This is a genomic window from Rhodoferax sp. (assembly GCF_023701345.1).
Classification (GTDB): Bacteria; Pseudomonadota; Gammaproteobacteria; order Burkholderiales; family Burkholderiaceae_C; genus Rhodoferax.
Genome location: NZ_JAMPXE010000077.1, coordinates 1 through 16,385, shown reverse-complemented (window position 1 = coordinate 16,385; position 16,385 = coordinate 1). Strand labels below are relative to the sequence as shown.

The window sequence follows — 16,385 nt, the reverse complement described above, 5'->3', positions numbered from 1 at the left end:
TCAAACTGTCGAGTGTTATTTTTCATAATAGAGTATCCAGTTAGAAGAAATGGGGTCAGACTCGATTTATTCAAAACGCCCTGCGCGTCACTGCGAGGCCGGGTGGCAGTAGCGTGCTGCCAGACGGTGTTGGTTGAGGTTGGTGGCTGTGTGGTCAGGTAGTCTTCGATCTCGACATCTTCAATGGGTGATTGCTTACTTACGGTTGAGCATCTCGACCTTTTCGGGGACGATGTCGATCGCCACCACTTCAATGTGTTGTGCCAGCAGAATGGCGTTAGAGAGGCCGACGTAGCCGGTTCCGGCTATGGTGATTCTCATAGACTTTTATTCCACACTCACATTGACGTTGTAGCCATGCTGTTTGAGCAAGGCATGTTGTTTGGCTTGTTGCAGGTCGTAGGCGACCATTTCAGCGCACATTTCTTGCGCGGTGATCTCAGGCACCCAGCCCAGTTTTTGTTTGGCTTTGGTGGGGTCGCCCAGCAGGGTCTCGACTTCGGTGGGGCGAAAGTAGCGGGGGTCGATGCGGACTACCGGGACTTCCGGGGGCATGGATTGCCGCGCTTCGCTCGCAATGACGGGGCCCGCAGGACGATTCAACCAATAACCGACTTCGTTAACGCCTTCGCCTTCCCAGCGGAGTTGCATGCCCAGCGCCGCTGCTGTCCATTCAATGAACTGGCGCACGCTGTATTGGACGCCGGTGGCAATCACAAAGTCTTCAGGCTGGTCTTGTTGCAGCATCATCCACTGCATGCGCACGTAGTCTTTGGCGTGGCCCCAGTCGCGCAGGGCGTCTATGTTGCCCATGTACAGGCAGTCTTCCAGGCCCTGGCTGATGTTGGCCAGGCCACGGGTGATTTTGCGGGTGACAAAGGTTTCGCCACGGCGCGGGCTCTCGTGGTTGAACAATATGCCGTTGCAGGCATACATGCCATACGCCTCGCGGTAGTTCACCGTGATCCAGTAGGCATAGAGTTTGGCCACGGCGTAGGGGCTGCGCGGGTAAAAGGGTGTGGTTTCCTTTTGCGGGGTTTCTTGCACCAGACCATAGAGTTCACTGGTGCTGGCTTGGTAAAAGCGGGTTTTCTTTTCCAGCCCCAGGATGCGGATGGCTTCCAGGATGCGCAGCGTGCCCATGCCGTCCACGTCGGCGGTGTATTCGGGGGACTCGAATGACACGGCCACATGGCTTTGCGCGCCCAGGTTGTAGATTTCGTCAGGTTGGGTTTCCTGGATGATGCGCACCAGATTACTGGTGTCAGACAGGTCGCCGTAATGCAGCTTGAAGTTGGCGTTGTCAATGTGCGGGTCTTGGTAGATGTGGTCCACGCGCTGGGTGTTGAAGCTGCTGGCACGGCGTTTGATGCCGTGCACGATGTAGCCTTTTTCCAAAAGGAATTCAGCCAGGTAAGAGCCGTCTTGGCCGGTGATGCCGGTGATTAGGGCGGTTTTTTGGGTCATGTTGGGGGTGTTTTGTAGGTCAGAATTTATTCTGACGGCTGTGGGGTGTCAGAATAAATTCTGACCTACAGGGGACCTTGGGATTGGGTGGTTTCAAAATCTTGGTAGGCCAAAGTCAGACCTTGTTTCAAATTGACTTTGGCTTGCCAGCCAAGCGCGTTCAGGCGGGTGCTGTCCATGAGCTTGCGCGGGGCGCCGTCGGGCTTGGTGGTGTCGAAGGTGATCTGGCCCTGGTAGCCCACGGCTTCTTTGATGGCCTGGGCGACTTCGGCAATGGTGATGTCGCTGCCAAAGCCAACGTTGATGTGGCTTTGCATGGGGGTGGTGTGCTGCTGGTAAGTGGCCTGGTCCAGGTTCATGACAAAGACGCTGGCTGCGGCCATGTCGTCCACATACAAGAATTCGCGCTTGGGTGTGCCGCTGCCCCAGATGGCCACGCTGGGGGCGCTGGCCACCTTGGCTTCATGAAAACGGCGGATCAGCGCGGGGATGACATGGCTGTTTTCGGGGTGGTAGTTGTCGCCGGGGCCATAGAGGTTGGTGGGCATGACGCTGCGGTAGTCCACGCCGTGGCTGGCGCCGTATTGGCGGTTGTAAGACTCGCAGAGTTTGATGCCGGCAATTTTGGCAATGGCATAGGGCTCGTTGGTGGGCTCCAGTGGGCCGGTGAGCAAGGCATCTTCACGCATGGGCTGCGGAGCCAGGCGCGGGTAGATGCAGCTTGAGCCCAAAAACAAGAGCTTTTGCACGCCGTGGCGGAAAGCCGCCTCAATCACATTGGCCTGCATCATCAGGTTTTGGTAGATGAAGTCTGCGGGAAAGGTGTTGTTGGCGTGGATGCCGCCTACTTTGGCTGCGGCAAGGTAGACCTGGGTGGGGTTTTCTTGGGCGAAGAAGGCGTTGACGGCGGCCTGATTACACAGGTCGAGTTCGGCGTGGGTTCTTGTGATGATGACACCCCCGTCATTGCGAGGAGCGTCAGCGACGTGGCAATCCATGGCCTGAAGCGTGCGCACAATGGCCGAGCCGACCATGCCGCGGTGGCCTGCCACATAGATTTTTTGGGTGTTGCTCATAAATTAAATTTCGCTGGTGCGGACGGTGATGGCTGTCTTGATCCAGCCTTTTTCGACCAGGGCTATGTGATGTGGGTGGCTTGACACAGCTACGGCACTGAATTTGTCATGCGAGTTAATCACTCTTGGGCCGGGAGATGGCGCAACTGATGTTGGGGTAACGTTGCTGCAATGCGTTGAATCCTTCTTGTGCAAGCTTGCGCCAGGTTGGCCCCCGCGTTTGCAGGTCGGACCAAGCCTCTTGAAGTGCATCTGGCTCGTTTTGACTGAGGTAGTCGATAAGACTGGCGGCTTGAAGAAGGTCTTTGTTTGCCTTTTCAGGCTGGGTACCGGCCAGACGCTCCGGGTACAACACGAGCTTGGCCAGCGCATAGCGCTCAGGCCTGGGAACATTGGTCACAATCGGCCCGCTCGGCGCCACCAGCACCGAGACTGCAGGGTCTTGCATAGAGAACTCCATGAACCGAAGTGGCTGCAGCGTGAGGTTGAGCTGCGGCATTTTTACTGGCGCATCACCCCCGCGATGCAGGCAGGTAAGAAAGTCCAGGTCAAAGTCTGGCTCGTCTTGCTTGATGTACCGCGTACCCTCGTTGACGGGCAAAAAGCCCATTTTTAAAGACGCTATGGCACCATGACCATCAATCTTGAGGTCTTCGTTGATAGCGATTGAAATATTCTTTCCCGGATGGGCGAAGTCGAGGTCAACGGTGGTTTCGCCGCCCGTCCAGCGGATGCCAAAACGGTTTTGGTAAGAAAGGTAGGCATGTGTGCCGACGAGCACGCCACCGGCACGAAAAAGACCGTGATCTGCCAGGCGCTCCAGTACCTTGGCGTGTTTTGGGATGACGCTGTAACAACCCAGGGCAGTCACCGCTTCACACATGTCGCTCAGGTGCTTTCGGGCACGCAGCACCAAAGGATTCTTATGCGCTGCCAGCAGAGCGCGTGTGGCCTCGTCATCTGGGCCGATGTAGAACTGCTGGGGCGTACGGTCAGGTAACTTGTATTGGTAATACCAGTAGTTTTGACCCTTGATGGCCTTTGTGACAAACCCGCCTGGGAGGTCTGCAATTGAGCGCTGCAAATGATGCTGACGCGCTGCTTGCGCCAGATTGGCGTATTGCGTTTGCGCGACGGCTGACAAATCAAGGAACATGGCTATAGTTATACTCCCAATTTTATTTATGGGAGTATAACTTTATATTGAACTGACTTCAGGTGATGGCCGTAACGTTACCGGACTAAAGCACCAGCGGAACTGGGTTAGGCGTGCGTAAACTGCTGCGTAAGCCAGGATGGCGAGCGCAAAACCAACGATCAGCATGGGCGTGTCTTTGGCAAAGATGATCGCCCAGCCAGCTGGCAGGGCAGCACACAGCCAGCACAGCGGGCTGGTTAAGCCATTTTGTAATTTGGCGTCAGCTTGCGGAAAAAGCTTGCATATGACACGGCGGTGAATGAAATGGTGCAGGTGGGCCTTGTCGGCTTGGCCCGGGTGGTGGCCTTGGCGGTTGTGGCGCCTGCGCACCGAAAACATGACCTCCAGCACCGGGTAGGCACACACCAGCAGTGTGGCAAATGCGTTGACCTGGGGGTTGCGCATGGGCAACAGCACAGCCAGCCAGGCCAGCAAGAAGCCCAGCAGGTAGGCACCGCCATCGCCCAAAAAGATTTTGCCCAGCGGCCAGTTAACGGCGCCAAAGCCCAGCGTGCAGACTGCAAACAAATAGCACACAGTTGCCAGCGTGTTGTCGCCAAGGCTGCCTGCCATCAGCCCCAGGGCGCCAAACATGATGGCCACGGCGCCAGTTGCCAGGCCGTTAAAGCCGTCGATGATGTTGATAGCATTGGCCACGCCGCCCACGGCAAAGGCAGTAAAGAGCACTGCCAGGGGGGTAAAGCCCAGCACCAAGTCCAGAGGTGGCACACCCGTGTTTTGCATGGCAATACCGGTGAGGTACCAGGCCAGCGCACCGCTGGCCATGGTGGCCAGCAGCCGGGTCCGTATGCTGACTTTTTTGGTGACGTCTTCCAGCAAGCCAAAAACAAAAGCCGGCACACCTGCGAGCAACATGGGGCCTAATAAGGTACGAATTTGCTGGCTTGCCAATAGCCAGGCGGTTGCCAAACCCAGCAAGATGGCCAGACCACCGACGCGCGGTGTGGGTTCGGTGTGGTGGTTTTGTACGCCACGCGCTGTGTCATGGCTGAAGCGGCCGTGCCACTTTTGGGTGATGACCAGGGCAGCTGCGGCGAGTGCGGTGACAGTGAAAATAATCAAGTAACTTGGCATGTTGAACTCCATGGATTGCCGCACTACGTTCGCAATGACGAACTACGGCCCAGGGCTCTGGCCCACGCTTGGCGCAAGCGGCTTAGCTTTTCAGCAGACTCCGGCGTTTGGGCGGCACCGCGCAGGGCCTGGCGGATAAAGACGAAGAGCAGCAGGGCAAAACCGGTGGCCAAGGTGGCGATCACGGCGATTTGGGCTTTTTTGGGTTTGGCTTTGAGTTCCGGGGGCAGGGCGACGTCAACCACCTGAATGACTGCGCCTTCGCGGCTTTCGTCGATGCGGGCCATTTCATACTGCTTGGCAAACAGCTCAAACAGGGTTTCGTGGTACTTGAAGTCGCGGAACTTGCTGATGTAGTCGCCATCAGCGCCAGCGCTTGAGGGTTCTTCTTTTTCTGCCTGGTTAAGCTGTGCCCGCATGGCAGACAGCTCGGTTCGGGCTTGTTTGAAGTCGGGGGCCGATTCTGTGAGGTAGCCGCGCATGCTGGCCAGTTTGATCTCTTGCGCCGTGATGCTGGCCTTGAGCTTGGCCAGGCCTTCTACGGCGGCGGCTGGGTTGGACTTGAGCACGTTGCTGTTGATGCCGCTGGCCTTGAGGGCCTGGTCGGCCTTGGTCAAGTTGTCTTTGGTGTTGTTAAGCTGTTTTTCAAAGAACATGCGGCGCTGCTGGGCCTCGGTAACGGCCAGGCGGCTCAGCAGGTGGCCCAGTTCTTCCACGTAGGCGTTGGCCAGTTGGGCGGCAAAGGCGGGGTCTTTGTCGCTGGCGTCGATGGTGATGAGGCCGTCTTTGCCGCTGGCAATGGCTACATTGGCAGCGAGTTCCTTGCGGGCGTTGTCCTTGTATTTGGACTCGTAGCGCTCCATGAGTTTGAAGCGGTCAATCAAGGTGTCTTGCACGGTGCGGCTTTTCATGAAAGACACGTATTGGTCGGCCGGGTTTTTCAGGCCGGTGGCTGCGCCAGCCAAACCACCCAAGGCACCGAGCGAGGCCAGCATGGACGCCGCAGCGCTTTGCTGCTGCTGGGGCGGCATGAACTTGGTGGTGGCGGTGAAGGTGGGTGCGATGGCAAAGCTGATACCTAATGCGAGCAGGCCGGCCGCCAGCGGGCCGAGCACCAGCAGGCGCAGGTTGTCGGCGACGACCTGCAGCAGGTCCAGCAGGCTGATTTCGTCGTCTTCTTCGGTGTTGATTGTGTCGGTCATATTTTGGTGGTTTGTAGGGCCGAATTTATTCGGCCAGGTCGACTGAAGTCGACCCTACTGGGGTCAGGTACCGGGATTCTGTAGGAGCGGCGCCCCCGCCGCGATGGTATTGATGTATTCAAATCAGATCTCAGCAATTTTTTGTTGAAACTGGGCCATGACCGTCAACAATTGCCTGGCGGCCTGAGTTGCGGCTTGAAGGCGTTCAAAGCGCTCTACTGGACTGTCTGGATAGTCGTGCGCAAACTGGTTGCGCACTTGTCGCAGGGTCAGCCAGTTGTCGGCACTAGGCAGCCAGCCGAGTTGCTCCAGACGTGTAAAGCGGTCTATGGCCGAGATGGGCGCAATGTCTTCGCCCAAGGCTTTGAGCACGGCAGGCATCAGACGTGCGCCCATGTCATCCTGTAGCCGGGTGTAGCGGTATGCAAACTGGTCGAGCAGGCGGCGGTCTGCCTTGCTCAGGTGGCTGTAGTCGTTGACGCTGAGCGCACGCAGTTGCATATCTTGCAAGGCATCTGACAAAGCTTCAGCATGGCCTTGGCACACGGTCTGTATGTGCTGCAGCGCGAGTTGTTCGGGCGTGTTGTTCATTGGATCTGGATGCCCGTGGCATGGGCTACTGTGACGATAGGCCGGGCATCAAGGGGTTGTTCTATGACCAGGTCGATTTTGCGTTCACCCAAAAGGCGCTCAAGCATTGTCAGCATTTTGATTTTTTTGGCAAAGGGCTGATCGGCTGCGGTGGGAGCCGGGCGCACCAGCAAGTCAATATCGCCACCTTTTTTGGCATCGTCCACGCGTGAGCCAAACAGCCACACCGCCGCGTCATCACCAAAGGTGCTTGTGGCGGCGTAGCGTATGGCTTGGATTTGATCAGGGCTTAGGCGCATGTGGGGGTGGGTATGGAATTTGTTGAAATCACAGGGAATTCAATGCGGCTACGCCCAGGCCCAGGTTGGCCAGGATTTGCGTCCAGTCCTTGAAGCCGCGAATGATGGCGTTGTAGCGGCTCTCACGGTCCATTTGGGCGGGCACCACCAGGGTGTCGCCGGGCATCATGGGTACCGATTCGAAGTTGCTGCCAAACCAGCCGCTGCGGTCGTTGCGGGCAATGATGCTGCCGTCGGCGCGCAGCACAAAGGCCTGGTCTGGCTCGGCGTCTTCGGTCAGGCCGGCGGACTTGATGACGTCGCCCACGGTTTTGCCGTTCCTGTAGATGAACATGTTTTCGTTGTTGACCGAGCCAAACGCCGCCACATAGCCGGGGATGCTGGGCACCAGAATGCGGTCGCCGTCTTCAAGCGGCAGGTCGGGCAGGGCGGCCAGGTTGGGGTTGCGCGGGTCCAGCTCCAGGGACAGGCGGCCGTTGCTCTTGAAGGACTTGAGGCGTTCGATCTGGCTTTTGAGCTGGGCTTGCTGCAATTGCAAAATGACGGCGGTCTGGTCTGCCGCGCCAGTATTGTTGCGGTTGGCCACCAGGCTGCCTTGCTGGGATTGCGATTGCGCCTCCAGGCGGCGAATCAGGGTGTCCAGGTTGGCCTGTTGCCGGGTCTTGACCGACTCGCGGTTGAGTTCGGTGCCAAATACGTAGGCTTGTGGTGTCAGGCCGCCAATGCGTTTGATGAGCTGGGGCAGGGTTTCGCCAGGCAGGGTTTGGTAAACGCCGGGGGCGGCCACTTCGCCTTCAAGGCGCACCAGGCGCGACTGGCGCTCTTGCGGCAGGCGCAGGTCGGTCTGGCTCAAAATGGTGACCACGTCGCCGGGCAGCAGGGCCAGGTTGTGCGCCGGGTCTTTTTGCACGACGGCTTTGCCGAGGTTGAAGGGGATGAGCTGGGTGCTGAGTTTGTCGCGATCCAGCCGTTCTATTACCGCGTATTCCCAGTTGATCTGGTCGACCATGCTGCGGATGCGGGTGTCAATCTGGGCGCCGGCTTCTTTGGATTTATCAGCCGCATCCTTGATGGATTCCCCTTTTTGTACCAGGACGTTTTTGCGTTTGTAGTAGTCGGGGGTGATCAGGGCTTCACGGTCCGGAATCAGGTCAAGGATGCGCATGCCGTCAAACCAGCTGGAGCGAATGCGCTCTGCCACCACGCCTTGCAGCGTGACGGCGTTGGCAAAGGCCGGGCTGATGTCAAGCAGCATCAGCACGTCGCCGTCTTGCAAGTTGCTTTGCAGGCCTTGGGTGTTGAGCACAATTTCTTTCACACTGCGTGCAGGTGTGCTGTCAGGGTTGATGCGCTCCAGCAAGGCTTTTTTGGATTTGGCCAGTGCGGGCACGCCGCCGCCCAGGTTCAGGATGTCAGCCACGCTGGTTGAGCCTGGTTTGAGCTCGTAAATGGCGGCCTGGTCAAAGGCGCCGGCCACGGCCACGCGCGGGCCCACGGGCGGGATCACGATGACGTCACCGGCCAGCAGGGGCAGGTCGCGCGACTTGTCGCCCTTGGCAATAAAGTCGTACAGGTCAATGGTGGTGATGGTTTTGCCGCCGCGCTTGAGCTGGATGGCGCGCATGGAGCCATTGGCACTGGGGCCGCCACTGGCAAACAGGGCGTTGACGAGCGTGCTCAGGCTGGACAGTTGAAAGGTGCCGGGCTGCTGGGCCTGGCCGACCACATACACCTGGATGCCGCGCAGGCGGCCCAGGCTGGCGCTGGCCTTGAAGTTGGTGAAAACCTTGCCCAAATGGCTGGTAAGCGTTTGTTCCAGGTCGCGCACGGCCACGCCGGCCAGGCTAACCGGGCCTACTTTGGGCAGGTTGACCTGGCCATTGCGGTCCAGCACCAGGGTGGTGTTGAAGTCTTGCGGGCCAGACACTTGCAATTGCACCTGGTCGCCCGGACCCAAAATATAGTTGTCTGGCGCGGGCACGGCCGTGTTGGCTGCGTAATTTTGCGGGTTGCTGAACAAGTCGCTGCCATAAACCGGGAGCAGCCGGCCGGTGGTTTCCTGCACAAAGCGCTGGAACTGGTTGGGGGCAGAAACCCGGGCCGGTGAGCGCAGCGGTGCGGCATCTGGGGGGGGCGCATCTGACCCGGTTTTTGCCAGGTTTTGGGCCGCCGCCAGGTCGGCAATGCTTGGCTGCAAGGGCTTGCCGGCTGGGCTGGCGGGGGCTGTGATGGCAGTGTCGGTGGCGTCAATGCTGGTGCCACCCGTTGCAGACCCGGCGGTGCCTGTCGCCAAGCTGAACTGTGCCTGCGCCGTCAGGCTGACAGACAAAGCCAGCGCCATCACGGCAAGGGAGCGGCCTATTAATTTCAACATGGGGGTTTCAGTAGTGTGCATATGGGGACAGATTTTGAAATATTTAACAAGACACGCTACCGCCATGCCGCGACATGATGACCATGTGCAGCAAGCGTTTGGTTTGCCGATTATGGCAAACCAATTTTTCAGATTTTTGGCGGCATTCATTCCGCCAGTATTAGCTTATCTTTCTGACTTCCGTCGGTTCAAGGCTTAATTTGACGGGCTTGCTCATGATATTCAGTAACACCATGACGCGCTGTTCGCCATCGCACATTTGGTAGATGGCTTCCAGGCCGCTAAAAGGGCCATCGGTGATCTGCAGGGTTTCACCCGGCCTGAAATGCCGCTGTTGCACTGCGCCTGAGCTGCATTGCGCGCGGATCAAATCAACCAGATCGTCACCCACCTTGGCTGGTTCCTGGCCAAAGCTGACCAGGCGGCTGACGCCTTTGGTGGAGCGGATGGGGTGCCAGCTTTGGGCGTGGTTGCCGGTGTCGAGCTGAATGAAGAAATAGCGCGGAAACAGGGGTTCATCAACTTCGACCAGCTTGCCGCGGCGCAATTTTTCGGCGCGAATCTGCGGCAGAAAGCACTCAAACCCTTGCTGCTGCAAGTTTTCCAACGCGCATTGTTCTAGCCGGGGTTTGGTATGGATAAGGTACCAGTTCATGTGTCTTGCAGAGTTTCGCAGGGTCGATTTCAATCGATCTGACGGACTGATGTCCACCCTGCAGGGCTGCTGACATTTTTTAGGGCCGTATTCATTCGGCCCTGGCTCATAAAGTGGCGCAACGCGCCAAGTGCAATCGACATATGTGACAGTTCCCTAGGCTTGGTGCCAGCTCTTTTATCGTGAACTTTAGCGTGCGGCATTATAGAGCGGCCCTGTAGGTCAGAATTTATTCTGACAATGGCGCGTCGACCCTGTAGGTCAGAATTTATTCTGACATGTCTTTGTTGCCATTGCCACGATACCGTCAGAATAAATTCTGACCTACAAATTGCCGGTGGGTTTTGGTACAAATCACCTGGCTTTGGTATCCTGTGGGTCAGAATTTATTCTGACATCTCCCACTCACCATGACTTATTCCAATTTGCTTGCTGGCCGGTTTTCGGCTCCGGGGCTGGTGTATTTGGTGACCTCGGTCACGTCTGATCGGCAGGCCTGGTTTGCTGACTTTGCACTGGCCCGCGCGGTGGTGGCCGAAATGCGGCATCTGCATGATTCGGGTGCGGTGCAGTCCATCGCCTGGGTGTTGATGCCAGACCATTTGCACTGGCTGATTCAGCTGGGTGAGCAAGGCACATTGGCGCAAGTGATGAAGTCGTTCAAGGGCCGGTCGGCGCAAGCGCTGCACGCCATGGGTCACGCGCCAGGGCCGGTTTGGCAACGCGGTTACCACGACCGCGCGCTGCGCCGCGAAGAGGATGTGCTGCAGGTGGCGCGTTACCTGGCGGCCAACCCGTTACGGGCAGGTTTGGTTCAGTCGTTGGGGGATTACCCGCATTGGGATGCCGTGTGGGTGTGATCAGCGGGCGGTCTGAATACCGTCAGAATAAATTCTGACCTACAAACTTCCGGCTGGGCCCTTGTTGGTCAGAATTTATTCTGACAATGCCCCAATGCCCCTGTGTAGGTCAGAATTTATTCTGACAATGACCTGCAATGCCCCTGTGGGTCAGAATTTATTCTGACAATCCGGCTATCTCTGCCACCGCCTCGCGCACGGCGGCTTTGTCGCCGGCGCTGGCAAATTTGCTGTATTTGCCCAGAATAGTCACCATCTGGCCGTAGATGCGCGGGTTGGCGGCCATGCATTCTTTTTGCTCCAAAAAGTTGGCGTCGCCCGAGAAGTTGCCGACCAGGCCGCCGGCTTCGGTGATCAGCAGCGAGCCCGCGGCCACGTCCCAGGGTTGCAGGCCGAGTTCAAAAAATCCGTCGGTAAAGCCGGCTGCCACGTAGGCCAGGTCGAGCGCGGCGGCACCGGGGCGGCGCAGGCCGGCGGTGCGCTGCATCATGTCGCCCATCAGGCGCAGGTAGGTGTTGATGTCGTCTTCGGGGCGGTAGGGAAAGCCGGTGGAGATCAGGCATTCTTGCAGGCGGGTGCGCTTGGCGACGCGCAGGCGGCGGTTGTTGAGGTAGGCGCCGCGGCCCTTGGTGGCGGTAAACAGGTCGTTGCGGCTGGGGTCGTAAATGACCGCCTGCTCGACCTTGCCCTTGACCGCCAGCGCAATGCTGACGCAGTAAATGGGCAGGCCGTGGATGAAGTTGGTGGTGCCGTCGAGCGGGTCGATGATCCAGACAAATTCGGAGTCTTGCGCGCCATGCACGCGGCCCGATTCTTCGGCCCAGATGGCGTGGCCGGGGTAGGCGCCCAGCAGGGTTTCGATGATGATTGCTTCGGACGCGTGGTCCACCTCGGTGACAAAGTCATTGACCTGCTTTTGGGAAACGCGGACCGATTCGACATCAAGCGCGGCGCGGTTGATGATGGCGCCGGCAGCGCGGGCGGCTTTGACGGCCACGTTGACCATGGGGTGCAAGTTTGAAATTGTCATATAAATTGTGTAAGACGGACGGTTCGGGCCTGGGTCTGTATGAGGGATGAGCAGTTTGGCTGGCCGGCGATGCGGGCAGCGACAATGTGCGTATTTTAACGGCTCCTGTTTAGGCAACCCATGCAGACGCGATTTATCCTGATCAACACCAGCCACGCCGGCAATGTCGGCGCTGCCGCACGCGCCATGAAAACCATGGGTTTTGATGACCTGGTGCTGGTGGCGCCGCGCTGGGCCAATGTGCTCAACCGCGAAGAAACCATCCAGCGGGCCAGTGGCGCCCTGGATGTGCTCAAGAACGCGCGCATCGTGGCCACGCTCGACGAGGCGCTGGATGGCATGACGCACTTGTGCGCCACCGCCATGACGCCGCGCGACTTCGGCCCGCCCACGGTGGCGCCGCGCGCGCACTTTGATGCGCTGCTGAAAGCCCCCGAGGCCAGCCAGACCGGGGTGGCTTTTTTGTTTGGCTCCGAGCGTTTTGGCATGGCCAACGAAGACGTTTACCGCTGCCACGCGTGCCTGAGCATTCCGAGCAACCCGCAGTTTGGCTCGCTTAATCTGGGGGCAGCGCTGCAGGTGATAGCCTATGACTGGCGCGAGGCGCTGGGCGGCTACCCGGTGCAGGCCGCCACCGCCGAGCCGGTGCTGGCCGACGCCGCGCAGGTGGCCGGCATGCTGGCCCACCTGGAGCAGGCGCTCACCAGCATTGGTTTCCTCGACCCGCAATCGCCCAAAAAACTCATGCCGAGGCTGAACCAGCTGTTCAATCGCGCGGCAGTCACGCAAGAAGAAATCCACATCCTGCGCGGCATCGCCAAGATGATGATGAAGCAGCAGTGACAACCGGATCCGTCATTGCGAGGAACGTAGTGACGTGGCAATCCAGGATGTCCTGCAAGTCATGGATTGCCACGCTTCGCTCGCAATGACGGGAACCGGGGTCCTGGATTGCCGCGCTACGCTCAATGACGATACCGGGTTCATGGATTGCCACGCTTCGCTCGCAATGACAACTTCCTCCGTCATTGCGAGGAACGTAGCGACGCGGCAATCCATGTCCCCGCCGGGTGCTTACTGCTAGCGAATAAACTCACCCCATGTTTTCAAGACTCAAATCTGACGTTCAATGCATTCTGGAGCGCGATCCGGCGGCCCGCACCGCCTGGGAAGTGTTGACCTGCTACCCCGGCGTGCACGCCGTGTTGCTGCACCGGCTGGCGCATGCTTGCTGGACGCACAACTTCAAATGGCTGGGGCGATTCATTTCCCATCTGGCGCGCTTTTTCACCGGCATCGAGATTCACCCCGGCGCCAAGATTGGCGAGCGCGTGTTTTTTGACCATGCCATGGGTGTGGTGGTGGGCGAGACCGCTGAAATTGGCGACGACTGCACCATTTACCAGGGTGTGACACTGGGCGGCACCTCGCTGTACAAGGGTGCCAAGCGCCACCCCACGCTGGGCCGTGGCGTGGTGGTGGGGGCGGGCGCGCAGGTGCTGGGCGGCTTTACCGTGGGCGACGGCGCCAAGGTGGGCTCGAACGCGGTGGTCACCAAACCGGTGCCGGCGGGCGCCACGGCGGTGGGCAACCCGGCGCGCATCATCCAGGCCGAGCTTGACGTGAAGCGCGAGGAAGTGGCTTCCAAAATGGGGTTTTCGGCCTATGGCGTCACGCAAAATGACGACCCCCTGAGCCAGGCCATGCGCGGCCTGATCGACAACGCGGCCACCCAGGAGCACCAGATTTCGATGCTGTGGCAAGCGCTGGAAAAACTGAGCAGCCAGCGCAACGAGAGCACCGTGGTGCCGGACGACGCCGCAGTGCAAGAGCATTTCCAGGCCGACAAGCTGAACCAGCTGGTGGGCAAGTAGTTAACGAGAAATGTCGTCATTGCGAGCCAGCCGTATCCGGCCCGATCCCGCACGCGGATTGCCACGTCACTACGTTCCTCGCAATGACGGTGTTATTTGCGTCATCGCGAGGCCGCAGGCCGTGGCGATCCATGCAGCCGCAAGGCATGGATTGCTTCACTGCGTTCGCAATGACGAGTCTGCTCATGGAAAGCGAAGCGCGGCAATCCAGGGCTGCCGGACTTCGTGGATTGCCACGTCGCTTCGCTCCTCGCAATGACGATGGATGGGTTTGCGACTTCTGCCTAGCGGTTGGCCTGAACCCCGAGCCGCTGTTGCAACAGCGCGCTGCTGGTGGTGTATTGCAGCACGCCCGATGCTTGCGGGTCCAGATAGCTGGCGGCGGCAAAGGCGGCCAGTGTGGCCTCGTGAAAACCGCAGACGATCAGTTTCTTTTTGCCGGGGTAGCTGTTGACGTCACCCACGGCGTAGATGCCGGCTTCGCTGGTGGCAAAGCTGGCCGGGTCCACTCTGAGCTGCTTGCGTTCCATGGCCAGGCCCCATTCGGCCACTGGCCCCAGTTTGGGACTGATGCCCTGGTTAACCAGCAAGGCGTCCAGCGGCAGGCTCAGGGTTTGGTTGTCGGGGGTGTTGACCGCCACGGCCGTGAGCCGGTCGCCATGGGTCTCGATGCCGGTGATCTGCCCGGCGATAAATGTGATGCGGCTGTTGGCGCGCAGTTCGGCCAGTTTTTTCAAGGTCTCTGGGCTGGCCTGCAGCACGTCGCGCCGGTGCACCAGGGTGACGCTGGCCGCTTGATGTGGGCCTTCTTCCGCCAGGGCGATGGCGTTGTCCACCGCGTATTCTTCGCCGCCGACCACCAGCACCTGCCGGCCAGTGAGTTGTTCCGGGCGGGGCAGGCGGTAAAACAGCTGGTTGCCGGCAAACGCTGCCAGCCCGTCCAGCTTGAGTTCTTTGGGCACAAAGGCGCCAACACCCGCGGCAATGAACAGGGTGCGCGTCAAAAACTGCTGCTGCGGCGTGGCGACGAGCCAGCGGCCATCGGCCTGGCGCTTGAGCTGGCTGATCTGCTGGCTGAAATGAAACGCGGGCTTGAAGGGTGCCACTTGTTCAAGTAGCCGCTGCGTCAACTCGCGGCCGGTGCTGTACGGCAGGCCCGGAATGTCGTAGAGGGGTTTGTCGGGGTAGAGCGCGATGCACTGGCCGCCGGCCTGCTCCAGCACATCGACCACCTGCGCATGGATGCCTTGCAAACCGAGCTGAAACACCTGGAACAAACCCACTGGACCAGCCCCGATGACCAGCGCGTCGGTGTCGATGAGGGTGGTTTCAGGCATGGATTGCCGCGCTACGCTCGCAATGACAGCCAAAACACCGTCATTGCGAGGAGCGATAGCGACGTGGCAATCCAGGGCTTCATGGATTGTCGCGCTGCGCTCGCAATGACAGCCAAAACACCGTCATTGCGAGGAGCGATAGCGACGTGGCAATCCAGAGGCCGGGATTTCATGGTGACGGGTTCAGCGGATCAGCTCGGACAGCTTGCCAGTCTTGTCTTTCCACTCTTCGGCTTCAGGCAGCGCGGGCTTGCGCTTGGTGATGCTTTTCCAGGTGGGCAGCTTGGCCAGTTCGGCGTTGAGCTTGGTCATGTGGCGCTGGTCCTTGGGCACGTCTTCTTCGGCGTAAATGGCGTTGACCGGGCATTCGGGGATGCAGACCGCGCAGTCAATGCATTCATCGGGGTCGATGGTCAAAAAGTTGGGGCCTTCGCGAAAACAGTCCACGGGGCAGACATCGACACAATCGGTGTACTTGCACTTGATGCAGGCTTCGGTGACGGTATGGGTCATTTTGATATTTCTTCGGTTGTAAGCAAATATAAGATTTTAAAGGCTCAGATTCAAGGGCCGGAGCATGGTGTCAATTCACCAGGGCCGCCCCCGCGGTTCTGTGGCTGGCGGTATCGACCAGCACCAAAGCGCCCAGCACGCGCGATTGCTTGAACGGCAGCACGGCAAGGGGCTCCTGCAGCAGCAGTTCGACGTGGCCGATGCTGTTGGCGGGGAGCGCGCTTGCGTCTTCCTCGGCCAGTGTGTTGATGTCGAGCCGGTGCACCACGCGCTTGACACGTGCCTTCACCCAGCGGTGGCCGTGCAGCGCCCAGTAGGTGCGCCCGGCGACCAGCGGCTCGTCGTCCATCCAGGCCACCGTGACCGCGAGTTCGCGGCTGGCGGGCGATGACTCGGGTGACAGCAACCAGTCGCCGCGCGACACGTCCACCTCGCGGTCGAGCACGATGCCGGCGCTGTGACCGGCGGACACCGTGCGCGGCTGGCGGGTGTGGCCCAGCACCTGGGCGATTGTGGCGGTTTGCCCGCTGGGCAGCACCTTGACGCTCTGGCCGACCTGGGCAACGCCCGCGCCGACCCGGCCCCAAAACACCCGGCGGCCTTGCGAGGTGTCGGCGCTGGCTGAGAATTTTTCGACCCATTGCACCGGGAATGCCAACGGCAGCGCGGTGTCGGCCGGGGTCACCGGCAGCTCTTCCAGGATGTCGAGCAGGCTCAGGCCGGTGTAGCCGCACCAGCCGTCGTCGGTTGACTCGACCACGTTGTGGCCCTTGAGCGCCGAGATCGGCACGATGAAGGCGACCTCAATGCCGGC

Annotated in this window: 16 protein-coding genes and 1 pseudogene; 3 read left to right on the top strand and 14 right to left on the bottom strand. The window is 59.5% G+C overall.

Annotated features, from left to right (window positions below; genetic code table 11):
* Positions 1-195: 195 nt before the first annotated feature.
* From NDI87_RS11385 to rfaH, 10 genes are all read right to left on the bottom strand, one after another.
* On the bottom strand, positions 196-321 hold the full coding sequence (locus NDI87_RS11385; RefSeq protein WP_366028768.1) for a hypothetical protein: 126 nt from the start codon (positions 319-321) through the stop codon (positions 196-198).
* 6 nt (positions 322-327) lie between these two features.
* A complete protein-coding gene (gene gmd, locus NDI87_RS11380; RefSeq protein WP_296275325.1) occupies positions 328-1,467 on the bottom strand; it encodes a GDP-mannose 4,6-dehydratase in 1,140 nt (379 codons plus the stop codon).
* A 65-nt stretch (positions 1,468-1,532) separates the two neighbouring features.
* Positions 1,533-2,543: a GDP-L-fucose synthase gene (locus tag NDI87_RS11375; protein WP_296275324.1), complete on the bottom strand. Its 1,011-nt coding sequence runs from the start codon at positions 2,541-2,543 to the stop codon at positions 1,533-1,535.
* Between the two features lie 115 nt (positions 2,544-2,658).
* Positions 2,659-3,456 carry a nucleotidyltransferase domain-containing protein gene (locus NDI87_RS11370; protein ID WP_296275326.1) on the bottom strand — a complete coding sequence of 266 codons (798 nt, stop codon included), beginning with the start codon at positions 3,454-3,456 and terminating at the stop codon, positions 2,659-2,661.
* A gap of 285 nt (positions 3,457-3,741) precedes the next feature.
* Entirely contained in the window at positions 3,742-4,836 is a 1,095-nt protein-coding gene (locus tag NDI87_RS11365) for a glycosyltransferase (RefSeq protein ID WP_296275323.1), read from the bottom strand.
* A gap of 23 nt (positions 4,837-4,859) precedes the next feature.
* Positions 4,860-6,038: a Wzz/FepE/Etk N-terminal domain-containing protein gene (locus NDI87_RS11360; protein ID WP_296275322.1), complete on the bottom strand. Its 1,179-nt coding sequence runs from the start codon at positions 6,036-6,038 to the stop codon at positions 4,860-4,862.
* Positions 6,039-6,161: 123 nt separating this feature from the next.
* Positions 6,162-6,629: a hypothetical protein gene (locus NDI87_RS11355; RefSeq protein WP_296275321.1), complete on the bottom strand. Its 468-nt coding sequence runs from the start codon at positions 6,627-6,629 to the stop codon at positions 6,162-6,164.
* Positions 6,626-6,928, bottom strand: a complete 303-nt coding sequence (locus NDI87_RS11350; protein ID WP_296275320.1) for a nucleotidyltransferase domain-containing protein — start codon at positions 6,926-6,928, stop codon at positions 6,626-6,628. The genes NDI87_RS11355 and NDI87_RS11350 overlap by 4 nt, the downstream gene beginning before the upstream one ends.
* A gap of 28 nt (positions 6,929-6,956) precedes the next feature.
* Positions 6,957-9,302, bottom strand: coding sequence for an SLBB domain-containing protein (locus tag NDI87_RS11345; protein WP_296275319.1), 2,346 nt, complete (start codon positions 9,300-9,302; stop codon positions 6,957-6,959).
* Between the two features lie 160 nt (positions 9,303-9,462).
* Positions 9,463-9,957: a transcription/translation regulatory transformer protein RfaH gene (rfaH, locus tag NDI87_RS11340; protein WP_296275318.1), complete on the bottom strand. Its 495-nt coding sequence runs from the start codon at positions 9,955-9,957 to the stop codon at positions 9,463-9,465.
* Positions 9,958-10,367: 410 nt separating this feature from the next.
* On the opposite strand from rfaH, the gene NDI87_RS11335 reads away from it, so the two are divergent.
* The gene (locus NDI87_RS11335) at positions 10,368-10,817 is read left to right on the top strand and encodes a transposase (protein WP_296275317.1); all 450 of its coding nucleotides are present in this window, start codon (positions 10,368-10,370) and stop codon (positions 10,815-10,817) included.
* A gap of 157 nt (positions 10,818-10,974) precedes the next feature.
* Here the strand turns inward: NDI87_RS11335 and NDI87_RS11330 are convergent, their stop codons facing one another.
* Complete coding sequence (locus NDI87_RS11330; protein ID WP_296275316.1) at positions 10,975-11,847, bottom strand: inositol monophosphatase family protein; 873 nt, start codon at positions 11,845-11,847, stop codon at positions 10,975-10,977.
* Positions 11,848-11,967: 120 nt separating this feature from the next.
* Here NDI87_RS11330 and NDI87_RS11325 point away from each other — a divergent pair, with 120 nt between their 5' ends.
* Both NDI87_RS11325 and cysE read left to right on the top strand, forming a co-directional pair.
* The gene (locus NDI87_RS11325) at positions 11,968-12,690 is read left to right on the top strand and encodes an RNA methyltransferase (RefSeq protein WP_296275315.1); all 723 of its coding nucleotides are present in this window, start codon (positions 11,968-11,970) and stop codon (positions 12,688-12,690) included.
* Between the two features lie 257 nt (positions 12,691-12,947).
* Positions 12,948-13,721: a serine O-acetyltransferase gene (gene cysE, locus NDI87_RS11320; protein WP_296275314.1), complete on the top strand. Its 774-nt coding sequence runs from the start codon at positions 12,948-12,950 to the stop codon at positions 13,719-13,721.
* A gap of 284 nt (positions 13,722-14,005) precedes the next feature.
* Here the strand turns inward: cysE and NDI87_RS11315 are convergent, their stop codons facing one another.
* The 3 genes and pseudogenes from NDI87_RS11315 to NDI87_RS11305 form a co-directional block, all read right to left on the bottom strand.
* A complete protein-coding gene (locus NDI87_RS11315) occupies positions 14,006-15,058 on the bottom strand; it encodes an NAD(P)/FAD-dependent oxidoreductase (RefSeq protein ID WP_296275313.1) in 1,053 nt (350 codons plus the stop codon).
* A 183-nt stretch (positions 15,059-15,241) separates the two neighbouring features.
* Positions 15,242-15,571 carry a ferredoxin FdxA gene (gene fdxA / locus NDI87_RS11310; RefSeq protein ID WP_296159296.1) on the bottom strand — a complete coding sequence of 110 codons (330 nt, stop codon included), beginning with the start codon at positions 15,569-15,571 and terminating at the stop codon, positions 15,242-15,244.
* A 70-nt stretch (positions 15,572-15,641) separates the two neighbouring features.
* A pseudogene (locus NDI87_RS11305) lies at positions 15,642-16,385 on the bottom strand (sulfate adenylyltransferase); the annotation flags it as partial.